9 protein-coding genes are annotated in these 13,878 nt (G+C 61.3%); 6 read left to right on the top strand and 3 right to left on the bottom strand.

Features of this window, described 5'->3' with window-relative positions; all coding sequences use genetic code 11:
- Position 1: 1 nt before the first annotated feature.
- The gene (locus CAF77_RS21220) at positions 2–1,627 is read right to left on the bottom strand and encodes a methyl-accepting chemotaxis protein (protein WP_085655496.1); all 1,626 of its coding nucleotides are present in this window, start codon (positions 1,625–1,627) and stop codon (positions 2–4) included.
- A gap of 419 nt (positions 1,628–2,046) precedes the next feature.
- Here CAF77_RS21220 and aceK point away from each other — a divergent pair, with 419 nt between their 5' ends.
- The 5 genes from aceK (at position 2,047) to CAF77_RS21250 (ending at position 10,285) form a co-directional block, all read left to right on the top strand.
- A complete protein-coding gene (gene aceK / locus CAF77_RS21225; protein ID WP_064383167.1) occupies positions 2,047–3,768 on the top strand; it encodes a bifunctional isocitrate dehydrogenase kinase/phosphatase in 1,722 nt (573 codons plus the stop codon).
- Between the two features lie 181 nt (positions 3,769–3,949).
- Entirely contained in the window at positions 3,950–7,861 is a 3,912-nt protein-coding gene (gene hrpA / locus CAF77_RS21230; RefSeq protein WP_064383169.1) for an ATP-dependent RNA helicase HrpA, read from the top strand.
- A 324-nt stretch (positions 7,862–8,185) separates the two neighbouring features.
- Positions 8,186–9,307 carry a beta-ketoacyl-ACP synthase III gene (locus tag CAF77_RS21240; protein WP_011332951.1) on the top strand — a complete coding sequence of 374 codons (1,122 nt, stop codon included), beginning with the start codon at positions 8,186–8,188 and terminating at the stop codon, positions 9,305–9,307.
- A 136-nt stretch (positions 9,308–9,443) separates the two neighbouring features.
- The gene (locus CAF77_RS21245) at positions 9,444–10,055 is read left to right on the top strand and encodes an RNA polymerase sigma factor (protein WP_064383171.1); all 612 of its coding nucleotides are present in this window, start codon (positions 9,444–9,446) and stop codon (positions 10,053–10,055) included.
- Positions 10,049–10,285: an anti-sigma factor gene (locus CAF77_RS21250; RefSeq protein ID WP_064383173.1), complete on the top strand. Its 237-nt coding sequence runs from the start codon at positions 10,049–10,051 to the stop codon at positions 10,283–10,285. The genes CAF77_RS21245 and CAF77_RS21250 overlap by 7 nt, the downstream gene beginning before the upstream one ends.
- Before the next feature lie 138 nt (positions 10,286–10,423).
- Here CAF77_RS21250 and CAF77_RS21255 read toward each other — a convergent pair whose 3' ends face one another.
- Complete coding sequence (locus CAF77_RS21255; protein WP_011332954.1) at positions 10,424–11,746, bottom strand: putative porin; 1,323 nt, start codon at positions 11,744–11,746, stop codon at positions 10,424–10,426.
- A 283-nt stretch (positions 11,747–12,029) separates the two neighbouring features.
- Between CAF77_RS21255 and CAF77_RS21260 the strand changes: the two genes are divergently transcribed.
- On the top strand, positions 12,030–13,154 hold the full coding sequence (locus CAF77_RS21260; RefSeq protein WP_064383175.1) for a GNAT family N-acetyltransferase: 1,125 nt from the start codon (positions 12,030–12,032) through the stop codon (positions 13,152–13,154).
- Between the two features lie 15 nt (positions 13,155–13,169).
- Here the strand turns inward: CAF77_RS21260 and aqpZ are convergent, their stop codons facing one another.
- A complete protein-coding gene (gene aqpZ / locus CAF77_RS21265) occupies positions 13,170–13,865 on the bottom strand; it encodes an aquaporin Z (protein ID WP_064383176.1) in 696 nt (231 codons plus the stop codon).
- Between the last annotated feature and the right edge of the window lie 13 nt (positions 13,866–13,878).

A 13,878-nucleotide genomic window follows, 5' to 3' on the forward strand; every position in this document is an offset into this window, starting at 1 on the left:
ATCAGATCACGAAGCGCGTCACCAGGGCGTTCAGGTCGACGGCCAGCCGCGACAGTTCCTGACTGGCGGCAGACGTCTGGGTGGCGCCGGCAGCAGTCTGGGTCGACAGGTCGCGGATGGTCACCAGATTCTGATCGACTTCCCGCGCCACCAGCGCCTGCTGCTCGGCGGCGCTGGCGATCACCAGGTTGCGCTGGTTGATCTGCGAGATCGACGCGGTGATTTTCTCCAACGCCTGACCGGCGCTGTTCGCCCGACGCAGTGTGTGGCTCGCCTGTTCGGCACTGCTTTGCAAAGCCCCGACAGTGGCACCGGTGCCTTGCTGGATGCTGCTGATCATCAGCTCGATTTCTTCGGTAGAGTTCTGCGTGCGCTGGGCCAGCGAGCGGACTTCATCGGCGACCACCGCAAACCCTCGTCCGGCCTCGCCGGCCCGCGCGGCCTCAATGGCCGCGTTAAGCGCGAGCAGATTGGTCTGCCCGGCGATGCCGCGAATCACCTCCAGCACCTTGCTGATGTCCTGGGCCTGAGTCGCCAGGCCCTCGGCCTGTTCGGAGGCGCCGAGCACGGCGCTGACCAGTTCCTGAATCGAACTGATGGTCTCGCTGACCTGTACATGCCCGTGCTTGCTGTCCTCGTTCGAGGCTTCGGACGCTTCGGCACTGGACACCGCATTGGCGGCCACTTCATCGACCGCCGTGCTCATCTCGGTGACCGCCGTGGCAGCCTGTTCGATCTGGTCATTCTGCTGTTGCAGGCCGCGGGTGCTCTGTTCCATCACCGAACTCATTTCCTCGGCAGCGGAGGCCAGTTGTTGGGCCGACTCGCTGATGCCGCGAATGGTCGAGCGCAGATTGCCCTGCATCTCGGCCAGAGCCGTGAGCAACTGCCCCGCTTCATCGCGCCCCGCGCTTTCGATGCGACCACTGAGGTCTCCCGAAGCAATCCGTCGTGCCACGTTCAGCGCCTGATTGATCGGCGCGGTGATGCTGCGGGTCAGCAACCAGGCCAGCAGCAACGTGGCAATCAGCGCGACGACGATGATTGTGGCGACGATCCACAGCGCCTGCTGGTACATCGCCGCCGCGGACTTGGCGGCGGTATCCGCGCCTTGTTGGTTGAGCGTGATCATTTGCTCCAGAGTCTTGTCGAGCACCGTGCCCTGGGGCGCCAGTTCATTGGTGAGGCGCGCGTAGGCCTGATCGTTTTGTCCAGCGTCGAGCTGTTTGATGATCTGGTCGAGGATGCTCAGGTACTTGGCGGTGTCTGCGCTCAGGCCTTCCAGCATCGCCCGCTCTTGATCACTGGCAATCAGGCCTTTGTGGTCGTCGAGGCGCTTGAGCAATTCCTGGCGTTGCGCCGTGAGAAGGCCTTTGCTGCGTTCGCGCACGGCAGCCTGGGTGCTGGTGATCAGGCGCAGGGACTCAAGACGGATGCTGGCGATGTTCGCCGCCGCGTCATGGATGCTTTCGATGCTGGGCATCCACGATTCCTCGATCACCGCCGCGCTCTCGCGCAGGGTTTTCATCTGGCCCAGACCAAACAGGCCGACCACCACCAGCAGACTGGCCAGAACGGCAAAACACAAACTGGCGCGCAAACCGATGCGCAGATTCCGGATAGACATCAATGTGCTCCTTGGGCTTTGGGGGAGAGAGGTCGTCCTCGTGGGCCGAGGATCTTGTTATGAGGCGGGTGATGGCAGGCTGTATATCAAAGTGCCACTATTTTGGTAAAACGAGTTTTCAGCCGGCTGCGTCTGCAATGGAAAGGATTTAACCAACCAGGCAAACGCGCGGATTAGAGATGTCGAGTCCGAATTGGATCCTAAACCCCGACAAATCGCGGGCTGACGCCCAGTGGCGGGGAGAACCCTAAGGGGCGTTTACTGACCGAACGGTCGATTAAAAAAACTTTGATAAAAACTATGTCGTTGTACAACCCGCAAGAGGATTTCGCCGAAATTGCGCTTCTCCTGCAGCCGCTTCCGTGGCTAAGCTCAGGCCTTCGAGCACAGATTCTCCAATTCCCGCAGAGGTCTCATCCATGCCGCAGCAATGGCCAGCCACCGACATCGCCCGCCTGATCCTCGATGGGTTTGACGATTACCGCGAGCATTTCCGGCGGATCACCGACGGCGCCCGGGAGCGCTTCGAGCAGGCCCGCTGGCAGGACACGCAAACCGCGTCGGCGGCCCGGATCAACCTCTACGAAGAAAAGGTCGGTGAAACCGTCGCCCGCCTGCGCGAGTATTTCGAGCCGGACACCTTGATGGACGTCACCTGCTGGCCGCTGGTGAAAAGCGCCTACATCAGCATCATCGACCTGCGCTTCGACGATGAGCTGTCCGAGACCTGGTACAACTCGATTTTCTGCGGCCTGTTCAGCCACGACCTGATCAGCGACGGCTGCATGTTCATCCACACCACGCGCCCGAGCCTGCGCCGCGCGCGGGCCGCACAGACCCGCACCTACAAGCCCCATGGACAGATCTCGAGCATGCTCGCGAGCATCTTTGCCGATTATCGCTTCAGCGAGGCCTACGCCGATTTGCCCGGCGACTTGCAGCGCCTGGAAGCGCAACTGCGCGAGAACCTGCCGGACTGGGTGTGCAAGGATCCGGAGCTGAGTGTCGAGCTGTTTTCCTCGGTGCTCTACCGTAACAAGGGCGCGTACCTGGTCGGGCGCATCTACACCAGTGACGATCAATGGCCACTGGTGATTCCATTGCTGCACCGCGAGGGTCGGGGGATTCAGATCGACGCATTGATCACCGACGAAGCGGAGGTGTCGATCATCTTCTCCTTCACCCGTTCGTATTTCATGGTGGATGTGCCGGTGCCGGCGGAATTCATTGGCTTCCTCAAACGCATCCTGCCGGGCAAGCACATCGCCGAGCTGTACACCTCGATCGGTTTTTACAAACACGGCAAGTCCGAGTTCTACCGCGCCCTGATCAATCACCTGGCCAACACCGATGACCAGTTCATCATGGCGCCGGGCGTGCGCGGCATGGTCATGAGCGTGTTCACGCTGCCGGGCTTCAACACCGTGTTCAAGATCATCAAGGACCGCTTCTCGCCGTCGAAAAACGTCGACCGCGCCACGGTGATCGAGAAGTATCGACTGGTAAAAAGCGTCGACCGGGTCGGGCGCATGGCCGATACCCAGGAATTCGCCGACTTTCGTTTTCCCCTGAGCAAGTTCGAGCCCGCGTGCCTGGCGGAACTGCTGGAGGTTGCGCCGTCCACGGTGTCGCTGGAAGGTGAAACCGTGCTGATCCGCCACTGCTGGACCGAGCGCCGGATGACCCCGCTCAATCTCTATCTGGATAACGCCAACGAAGCCCAGGTGCGCGAAGCACTGGAGGATTACGGCCTGGCGATCAAGCAACTGGCGGCGGCCAACATCTTTCCCGGCGACATGCTGCTGAAGAACTTCGGCGTCACCCGCCATGGCCGGGTGGTGTTCTACGACTATGACGAGATCTGTTTCCTCACCGAAGCCAACTTCCGCCACATCCCGGCACCGCGCACGCCGGAGGACGAAATGGCCTCCGAACCGTGGTACTCGATCGGTCCGCTGGATGTGTTCCCCGAGGAGTTTCCGCCGTTCCTGTTTGCCGATGCGGCGCAGCGCAAATTGTTCGATCAGTTGCATGGCGAGTTGTATAACGCCGATTACTGGAAGGGATTGCAGGAGGCGATTCGGGCGGGGAAAGTCATCGATGTCTTCCCGTATCGGCGCAAGGGCCTGGATAACGAATAACCCGTTAATGATCGTTCCCATGCTCTGCGTGGGAATGCCTCACCGGACGCTCCGCGTCCGCTTTTGGGACGCGGAGCGTCCTTGGCTGCATTCCCACGCAGAGCATGGGAACGATCACAGTCAGGCGTAAATCTGCGACAATCGCGTCCTTGCGCCACTAGACGACCGAATTGCGTACCCGATGACCGACGAATCGCCCTCCATCGACAAACTGCTGAAAAACCTCGATCACGCCATGCTCGCCGACCGCCACCGGCTGCGGCGGCAGTTGCTTGAGCTGCGCAAGAAACCCGACGAAGCCAAACTGGTCCAGTGGGTGGCGCGGATGCAGGCGTCCTGCGATCAGGTGCTGGCGCGCAAGGCCAGCCTGCCGGTGATCCGTTACGACGACAGCCTGCCGATTGCGGCCAAGCGTGACGAAATCAAGAAGGCCCTGGAAAAGCATCAGGTGCTGATCATCGCCGGCGAAACCGGCTCGGGTAAAACCACCCAGTTGCCGAAAATCTGTCTGGAGATCGGTCGCGGCCAGCATGGCTTGATCGGCCACACCCAGCCTCGGCGAATTGCTGCGCGCAGTGTGGCCAGTCGGGTCGCCGAAGAACTCGGTACGCCGCTGGGCGCGCTGGTCGGCTATCAGGTGCGCTTCGAAGACCAGAGTGATTCCAACACCCTGATCAAACTGATGACCGACGGCATCCTGCTGGCGGAAACCCAGAACGATCGCTACCTCGAACGCTACGACACGATCATCGTCGACGAAGCCCACGAACGCAGCCTCAACATCGACTTCCTGCTCGGTTACCTGAAAACCCTGCTGCCGCGTCGTCCGGATCTGAAAGTCATCATCACCTCGGCGACCATCGATCTGGAGCGTTTCTCCAGGCATTTCGACGATGCGCCGATTGTCGAAGTGTCTGGCCGTACTTTCCCGGTGGACACCTGGTATCGCCCGCTGACGCTTGAGCAGGACGAAGAGGGCAACCGTGTCGAAGACGACCTGACTGTCGATCAGGCGATCCTCGCTACTCTCGACGAAATCGCCGCCTATGAGCGCAGCGAGCGCCGCAGTCCCGGTGATGTGCTGGTGTTCCTGCCCGGCGAGCGTGAGATCCGCGACGCCGCCGACATGCTGCGCAAGGCCCAGCTCAAACACACCGAAATCCTGCCGTTGTACGCGCGCCTGTCGCCGGCTGAACAGCAGCGGATTTTCCAGTCGCATCCGGGCCGTCGCGTGGTGCTGGCAACCAACGTCGCCGAAACCTCGCTGACCGTGCCGGGCATCCGTTACGTGATCGACAGCGGCACCGCGCGCATCAGTCGCTACAGCTACCGCGCCAAGGTTCAGCGGCTGCCGATCGAAGCGATTTCCCAGGCCAGCGCCAACCAGCGTAAAGGTCGCTGCGGCCGGGTCGAGCCGGGTATTTGTGTGCGCTTGTACAGCGAAGAGGATTTCCTCGGTCGCCCGGAATTTACCGATCCGGAAATCCTGCGTACCAACCTCGCGGCGGTAATTTTGCAGATGCTCCATCTGCGCCTCGGCGAGATCACCGATTTCCCGTTCATCGAGCCGCCGGACGGCAAGGCGATCAGCGATGGTTTCAACCTGCTGCAAGAACTCTCGGCGGTGGATCGCAACAGCCAGCTGACCCCGCTCGGCCGCCAGCTGGCGCGCCTGCCGGTGGACCCGCGCATGGGCCGCATGCTGCTGGAAGCGGCAAAACTCGGCAGCCTGCAGGAAGTGCTGATCGTCGCCAGCGCCATGTCGATTCAGGACCCGCGCGAGCGTCCGCCGGAGCGTCAGCAAGCCGCTGATCAGGCCCACGCGCAGTGGAAGGACGCCGATTCGGACTTCGCCGGGCTGGTCAATCTGTGGCGTGGCTTCGAAGAACAGCGCCAAGCGTTGACCGCCAGTCCGCTGCGCAATTGGTGCCGGAAGAATTTCCTCAATTATCTGCGCCTGCGCGAGTGGCGTGATTCCCACCGTCAGTTGAGCCTGATCTGTCGCGACTTGCAGCTGAGCCTGAACAAAGAGCCAGCGGATTATCCGAAGCTGCACAAAGCGGTGCTGGTCGGCCTGCTCAGCCAGATCGGCCAGAAAACCGAGGACGGCGACTATCTTGGCGCCCGTCAGCGGCGGTTCTGGATTCACCCGTCGTCAGGCATAGGCAAGAAACGCCCGCAGTGGGTGATGACCGCCGAACTGGTGGAAACCACCAAGCTCTACGCGCGGATGGTGGCGAAGATCGACGCCGACTGGATCGAGCCGCTGGCCGGGCACCTGATCAAGAAGAACCACTTCGAACCTCACTGGGAGAAGAAGCGCGGCCAGGTCGTGGCGTTCGAGCAGATCACCCTGTTCGGCCTGATCGTGGTCGGTCGCCGGCCAGTGCATTACGGCCCGGTGGATCCCGTGGTTTCGCGGGAGCTGTTCATCCGCGAAGGTCTGGTGCGGGGCGAGATTCAGTCCCGGGCCAAGTGCCTGACCGCCAACAAGCAATTGCTCGAACAGCTCGACGAACTGGAAGCCAAGGCCCGTCGCCGGGACATTCTGGCCGACGAGGAAACCCTCTTCGGGTTCTACGACGCGCGACTGCCGGCGGAGATTCACCAGACCGCGACGTTCGATAGCTGGTATCGGGTCAACAGCCAGAAAGATCCGCAACTGCTGATCATGCGCGAGGAAGACGTGCTGGCCCGCGAAGCCAGCGAAGTCACCGCCCAGCATTATCCGGACACGCTGCACATCGGCGATCTGGAACTGGCTCTGAGTTATCACTTCGAACCGAATCACCCGCGCGACGGTGTGACCCTGCGTGTGCCGGCGCCGCTGTTGCCGATGCTGCCGCCGGAGCGCCTGGAGTGGCTGGTGCCGGGGCTGATCGAAGCCAAATGCATTGCGCTGGTGCGCAACCTGCCCAAGGCATTGCGCAAAAACTTCGTGCCGGTGCCGGACTTCATCAAGGCCGCGCTGCAACGCATGACCTTTGCCGAAGGTTCGTTGCCGCAAGCGCTGGGCCGTGAACTGCTGCGCATGACCGGTGCGCGGGTCAGCGATGAGGCTTGGGCCGAAGCGGCGCAGCAGGTTGAAAGCCACCTGCGGATGAACCTGGAAATCGTCGACGGCCAAGGCAAGTTCCTAGGCGAAGGCCGGGATCTGGCCGAGCTGACCGCACGTTTCGCCGAAGCCAGCCAGGCTGCGTTGGCCGTGCCGCAAAGTGCGAAAAGTCAGCAACCGGTGGAGGCCAAGGTCTTCGCGCCGGTGGCGGAAAAGACTCAGCAGAAGATCGCCGGGCTGTCGATGACGGTCTATCCGGCGTTGGTGGAAGAGGGCGGCACGGTCAAGGAAGGGCGCTTCTCGACGCCGGCCGAAGCTGAATTCCAGCACCGCCGCGCCTTGCAACGCCTGCTGATGCAACAACTGGCGGAACCGGCCAAGTTCCTGCGCGGCAAGTTGCCGGGCCTGACCGAACTGGGTTTGCTGTACCGCGAGCTGGGTCGGGTCGATGCGCTGGTCGAAGACATTCTGCTGGCCAGCCTCGACAGCTGCATTCTCGAGGGCGAAGACCCGTTGCCGCGTGACGGCGCAGGTCTGGCGGCGCTGGCCGAGCGCAAGCGCGGCAGCTGGACCGAACACGCCGAGCGCGTGGCACGGCTGACGCTGGAAATCCTCAAGCTCTGGCACGGTCTGCAAAAACGCTTCAAGGGCAAGATCGATCTGGCTCAGGCCGTGGCGCTTAACGACATCAAGCAGCAGCTCAGCCATCTGGTGTATCCGGGCTTCGTCCGGGAAACGCCGATGCTCTGGCTCAAGGAGTTACCGCGCTATCTGAAAGCGGTCGAGCAGCGTTTCGAGAAGCTGGGCGCGCAGGTGCAGAAGGATCGGGTCTGGAGCGGCGAACTCGCCGGGCTCTGGACGCAATACCAGACCCGCGCCGCCAAACATGCTCAGGAAGGCAAACGCGATCCGCAACTCGAGCTGTATCGCTGGTGGCTGGAGGAGTATCGGGTTTCGCTGTTCGCCCAGCAGTTGGGGACGAAAGTGCCGATCTCCGACAAGCGGCTGAACAAACAATGGACGCAGGTCGAACCCTAGCGAGTGCCTGATCGCTCCCACGCTCTGCGTGGTAGCGCTTCCCCGGACGCTCTGCGTCCGCTTTTGGGACGCGGAGCGTCCCTGGCTGCTTTCCCACGCGGAGCGTGGGAACGATCAGCAAACTTGAGAATGGGGCCAAAACCTTGGGTTTATGGCAAACTTCGCCACCATAAATGCCGTTTTCGCGTCCCAGAGCCTTTGCCGGGCCGCGCAGCGGAATAAAGCGATGCCTGGTTTTTGCGTCCCTTGATACGGGAATGGACCCTTTGCGTGTTGGCACGTCGGTGCCAGCACTTTCTGCCTGAACAGATTAGAGAAACGACCATGCATAACGTCGTCATCAGCGGCACCGGCCTGTACACCCCGGCCAACAGCATCTCCAACGAAGAGCTGGTGCAGTCCTTCAATACCTACGTCGCCCAGTTCAATGCGGACAACGCCGAAGCCATCGCCAGCGGCGAAGTCCAGGCCCTGACCGAGTCCAGCGCCGCGTTCATCGAAAAAGCTTCCGGCATCAAGAGCCGCTTTGTCATGGACAAGGATGGCATCCTCGACCCTGCGCGCATGGCGCCACGCCTGCCGGAGCGTTCCAACGACGAATGGTCGGTGCTTTGCCAGATGGCCATCGGCGCTGCCGAGCAAGCCCTGCAACGTGCCGGCAAGACCGCCGCCGACATCGACGGCGTGATCGTCGCCTGCTCCAACCTGCAACGCGCCTACCCGGCCATCGCCATCGAAGTCCAGGAAGCGCTGGGCATCCAGGGTTTCGGTTTCGACATGAACGTTGCCTGCTCGTCGGCCACCTTCGGCATCCAGCAAGCCGCCAACACCGTGCAACTGGGCCAGGCCCGGGCAATCCTGATGGTCAACCCGGAAGTCTGCACCGGCCACCTGAACTTCCGTGACCGCGACAGCCACTTCATCTTCGGTGACGCGGCCACCGCCGTGATTATCGAGCGCGCCGATCTGGCAACCTCCAAGCACCAGTTCGACGTGGTCAGCACCAAACTGCTGACCAAGTTCTCCAACAACATCCGCAACAACTTCGGCTTCCTCAACCGCGCAGCGGAAGAGGGCATCGGCGCCCGCGACAAACTGTTCGTGCAGGAAGGCCGCAAGGTGTTCAAGGATGTTTGCCCGATGGTGGCCGAACTGATTGGCGAGCATCTGGAAGAGAACAAGCTCAATGTCGGTGACGTAAAGCGCTTCTGGCTGCACCAGGCCAACCTGAGCATGAACCACCTGATCGTGCGCAAGCTGCTGGGCCGCGAAGCCACCGAAGAAGAAGCCCCGGTGATTCTCGACACCTACGCCAACACCAGCTCCGCCGGTTCCGTGATTGCGTTCCACAAATATCAGGACGATCTGGCGGCCGGTTCGCTGGCGGTGCTGAGTTCGTTCGGTGCCGGTTACTCGATTGGTAGCGTGATTCTGCGTAAACGTTAAGAGCGAGTTCATTTCCTCTTAATCGCGCTGACGTTTCCTACATCCGAATCGGCGCGAACGCTGTAATTTTCGAACGTGGCGGCAGGCGAATAGTCCTGCCGCTATTCTTTCGAAGACAGAAAAAGGGGAATGATGGATGGCGGTAGACGACACCCGACTACTTGAGCGCCTGCTCGCCGGTGAGCAAAAGGCATTCAAGGAACTGGTCAGTACCTATCAAAGCCCTATGCGCGCGGTCGCGTACGCGATTGTCGGCCAGCGCCATGTCGAAGAAGTGGTGCAGGATGCCTGGCTGTCGGTGGTGCGTCATATCAGTCGCTTCGAGGGGCGCTCCAGCCTCAAGACCTGGCTGCTGACCATTACTGCCAACTCGGCCAAGAGCCGCTACAAACTCAATCGTCGCGAAGTATTGCTGGATGATCTGCCGTCCCCCCACGGCACCATCGACGACGATCGTTTTTCTCCCGGCGACGGCCACTGGCTGGTCGCACCGTTCGCCTGGCACCAGGACACCCCCGAGGCATTGCTGACCGAAGGCGAGCTGCGTGAATGCCTGGAGCATACGTTGCTCAGTCTCTCCGAACTTCAGAGCAGTGTGCTCACGCTGCGCGAGCGCCAGGGTCTGGAGCTGGAGGAGATCTGTAATCTTCTGGAGATCTCGCTCTCCAATGTCCGCGTGCTGCTGCATCGGGCGCGTTTGAAGGTCTTTGCGACCGTGGAGCATTTTGAGGAGACGGGAGAATGTTGACCTGCAAGGAGCAAGTGGCGCGATCCAGCGATTATCTTGATGGCCAGTTGAGCTTTCGCGAGAAACTGATGGTGCGTCATCACCTGATGTTCTGCCGCAATTGCCGGCGATTCATTCGCCAGATGCGTTTGATGCAGGCGACTTTGCGAGCGATGCCGCAAAAGCCTGAAGAGGGCGTGGACGCCTTGGCCGAGCAGCTGGCAGAGCTGCGGCGCAAGGATCGATCCTGAAAACACAGACTGGCGCGGCCGCAGCGAACGGATGATGGGGATCGCTGCGGCCGCGCCAGTCTGTTGAACAAAAGCTGCTTCAAGCTGCAAGTGAGGCATTCACTTGCAGCTTGAAACTTGCCGCTTGTCGCTGATTTTTTAGAACTTCGCTTCCGCATCCAGCTGCAGGGTGTTGGTGTCTGCATCACGCTGGGTACGGCTGGAGAAGTCGGCCTTGGTCAGGAAGTAAGTCGCGCCAATGGCGAAGTTCTTGTCGATGTCGTAACCGACCTTGAACTTGTGGCCACGGGAACCGGTGGTGCCGTTGGCGAAGTCCGAATCGGTGAAGGCGCCGACCACAGCGTTACGCTGCACGTCACGATAGTTGTAGTCGAGGTTCAGGCCGAAGACTTTCGATTTGGCACCGACCAGCCACGCGGTGTCCTGATCGGTCACTGCATCGTTGTTCTTCACGTACTGGCCATAGAACGACAGCGGCATTGGCAGGCCGCCGATGTCGACCTGGCTGAAGCCTTCGTACAGACGGAATTCGTTGTTCGCCGAGTTGCCGTTGACGGCCAGGGCGCACGGCGTGGAGGTGCCGGTGCAACGGCTGTCTTCGTCGTTCTGGTAGGCGTAGACGCTGCCGCCCAGGGTCAGTTTCAGGTTGTCGGTGATGGCGAAGCGGCTGCCCAACTGACCGGCGGTCAGACGCAGGTCATGACGGAATTGCACGCCGTCGCCGTCCACGTTGTCCTTGAGATTGTAATTACCCAGGCTGCCGAACAGCTCGACGCTGCTGCCCAATGGATACTTGTAGGTAACGGCCAGACCTTCCGGGTTGATGTCGCTGTCCCAGATCACGTCGCCCATGCTCACCCACGGTTGCAGCATCTTGCCGCCGATGATGTGCAGGTTCTTGATCTGATCCGGGTGGTAGTCGATGTAGCCCAGGTCGAGCCAGATCTGCTTCTTGTCGAAGTAGTTGTCCTGGTCCTGGTTGGTCGAACGGGCGTCGTCGCCGCCGCCGGTGGCGATGCGGATGCCGGTGTCGACTTGCGGGTTGATCTCGGTGTAGGCACCCAGACGGGCACGGATGCGCTGGCGATCCTTGTCGCGGCCGCCGTTATTCGGTTCGCCGTCGATCTTGATGGTTTCCTGACGGATACGCACGTCGCCCTTGAATTGGGTCTTGGCGGCCCAGGCCAGTTTCTGGTCGAAACTGCTGAGCTCGTTGGTTTTCTTCGCGGTCGCCGCGATTTGCTCGTTGGTCTCTTGCTGCGCCTGCTGCGCGATTTGCTGGGCCTTCTGATCCTTGGCCAGTTCAGTTTGCAGCTCAACGTACTGCGCCTGGGAAATCGAACCGTTAGCCTTGAGCATGTCGAGCAGTTTGGCGTCGACTGCGGCACTGGCCGGTACACTCATGGCCAGCAACAGGCCACCGCACAGGGCCGCCGCAGTTTTCGTGGAAGCAAGACGCATAGCAATCTCCGAAGATGAAAAGGGGATGGCTGAACCATCCTGGGCACAACCGACGGTTTGACGGTCGGAAAACAGTGTCCGGGGTAGAACCCGGCGCTCTAAAAACAGGCGCCAGTATCGCGATGGTTTATGACAGAGCAGTGGCACGATGATGGCAGGTTGATGACGATACAAAATGGCCGTGAACTATTGATCCAGAGCGCTGTCGCGCAATCTGACGTGGGCAACGCCCGGCCGATCAGCGATACTCGCCGGGCGTTCACGCCCGAAAGTGGAGAGGAAAATGCCGCTGCAACGTCTGCACAAACTGTCGGAAATTCCAGCGTCCGACTGGGATGTTCTGGTCCCGCAAAACCAGCCGTTTCTGCGCCATGCGTTTCTTTCTGCGCTGGAGGACAGCGGCAGCGTCGGCCCGCACACCGGTTGGCAAGCGGAGCATTTGCTGCACGTCGAAGCGGGGCGGGTGATCGCGGCGTTGCCCGGTTATCGCAAGTGGCATTCCTACGGCGAATACGTGTTCGACCACGGCTGGGCCGATGCCTGCGCCCGGGCCGGCATCGATTACTACCCCAAATTCTTGAGCGCGGTGCCCTTCAGCCCTGTCAGTGGCCCACGGTTGCTGGCAGCGAATGTCGAGGACGGATTCGAACTGCTCAAGAGCCTGCCGGGGTATCTGGAAGTCGAAGAGCTCTCCAGTGCTCACATCAACTTCACCGACGCGTTCACCGATGCCGCCATGGCCGAGCAGCCGGGCTGGCTGCAACGCATCGGCTGTCAGTACCACTGGCAGAATCGCGGCTACCGCGACTTTCAGGATTTCCTCGACGTGCTCGCCTCGCGCAAGCGCAAGCAGATGCGCAAGGAGCGCGAACAAGTGGCGGGGCAGGGTTTCGAGTTCGAATGGCTGGAAGGACGCGAGCTGGACGAGGCGCAGTGGGATTTTGTCTACGCCTGTTACGCCAACACCTACGCGGTACGCCGGCAGGCGCCGTACCTGACGCGGGAATTCTTCAGCCTGCTGGCCGAGCGCATGCCGGAATCGATTCGCGTGGTCCTGGCCCGACAGGGCTCACGGCCGGTGGCGATGGCGTTCAGCCTGGTGGGCGGCGACAGTTTTTACGGACGCTATTGGGGATGCCTGGCCGAGTTCGACCGGCTGCACTTCGAGACCTGTTTCTATCAGGGCATGGACTATGCGATTGCCAATGGATTTCAACGTTTCGATGCCGGTGCCCAGGGTGAGCACAAACTGATTCGCGGTTTCGAACCGGTGATCACCCATTCCTGGCATTACCTGCGCCATCCCGGTTTGAAAGCCGCGGTCAAAGACTTCCTGCACCAGGAGCGCGCCGGTGTACTGGCCTATGCCGAAGAGGCGAGGAGCGCCTTGCCGTATCGGCAGGTCTGATCCTCGCCGGCTCCTTCAGCTGTCTTCCTTGCCCAGCCAGCGATAGAGCACGCCGCCGACCACCGCTCCCAGCAGCGGCGCGACCCAGAACATCCACAACTGGGCGATGGCCCAGCCGCCGACCATCAGCGCCGGGCCCGTGCTGCGGGCCGGGTTGACCGAGGTGTTGGTGACCGGGATAGAGATCAGGTGGATCAGCGTCAGGGCCAGGCCGATGGCGATCGGTGCCAGACCTGCCGGGGCGCGTTTGTCGGTGGCGCCGAGGATGATCACCACGAACATGGCGGTCATCACCAGCTCGGTGACGAACCCGGATGCCATCGAGTATTTGCCCGGCGAGTGTTCGCCATAACCGTTGGAGGCAAGGCCTGCGGCGATGTCGAAACCTTCCTTGCCGCTGGCGATGTGGTAGAGCAGGGCCGCTGCCAGAATCCCGCCGATCACCTGGGCGATGACGTAGGCAGGCAGTTCTTTGGCCGGGAACCGACCGCCGACGACCAGACCGACCGACACGGCCGGGTTGAGGTGACAGCCGCTGATGTGGCCGATGGCAAACGCCATCGTCAGCACCGTCAGACCAAACGCCAGGGCGACCCCCAGCACTCCGATTCCCAAGGGTGAAGACGCGGCAATGACCGCACTGCCGCACCCGCCCAACACCAACCAGAACGTACCCAACAACTCAGTGACTGAACGTTTGAACAGAGACATGACAGAGTCCTTG

The sequence above is a fragment of the Pseudomonas sp. R15(2017) genome (assembly GCF_002112685.1).
GTDB classification, from domain to species: domain Bacteria; phylum Pseudomonadota; class Gammaproteobacteria; order Pseudomonadales; family Pseudomonadaceae; genus Aquipseudomonas; species Aquipseudomonas glycinae.

Bases quoted from the DNA above. Each gene is read 5' to 3' on its own strand.
- CAF77_RS21220 (WP_085655496.1), bottom strand. From the start codon at position 1,627: ATGTCTATCCGGAATCTGCGCATCGGTTTGCGCGCCAGTTTGTGTTTT.
- hrpA (WP_064383169.1), top strand. From the start codon at position 3,950: ATGACCGACGAATCGCCCTCCATCGACAAACTGCTGAAAAACCTCGAT.
- CAF77_RS21255 (WP_011332954.1), bottom strand. From the start codon at position 11,746: ATGCGTCTTGCTTCCACGAAAACTGCGGCGGCCCTGTGCGGTGGCCTG.
- CAF77_RS21240 (WP_011332951.1), top strand. From the start codon at position 8,186: ATGCATAACGTCGTCATCAGCGGCACCGGCCTGTACACCCCGGCCAAC.
- aqpZ (WP_064383176.1), bottom strand. From the start codon at position 13,865: ATGTCTCTGTTCAAACGTTCAGTCACTGAGTTGTTGGGTACGTTCTGG.
- CAF77_RS21260 (WP_064383175.1), top strand. From the start codon at position 12,030: ATGCCGCTGCAACGTCTGCACAAACTGTCGGAAATTCCAGCGTCCGAC.
- aceK (WP_064383167.1), top strand. From the start codon at position 2,047: ATGCCGCAGCAATGGCCAGCCACCGACATCGCCCGCCTGATCCTCGAT.
- CAF77_RS21250 (WP_064383173.1), top strand. From the start codon at position 10,049: ATGTTGACCTGCAAGGAGCAAGTGGCGCGATCCAGCGATTATCTTGAT.
- CAF77_RS21245 (WP_064383171.1), top strand. From the start codon at position 9,444: ATGGCGGTAGACGACACCCGACTACTTGAGCGCCTGCTCGCCGGTGAG.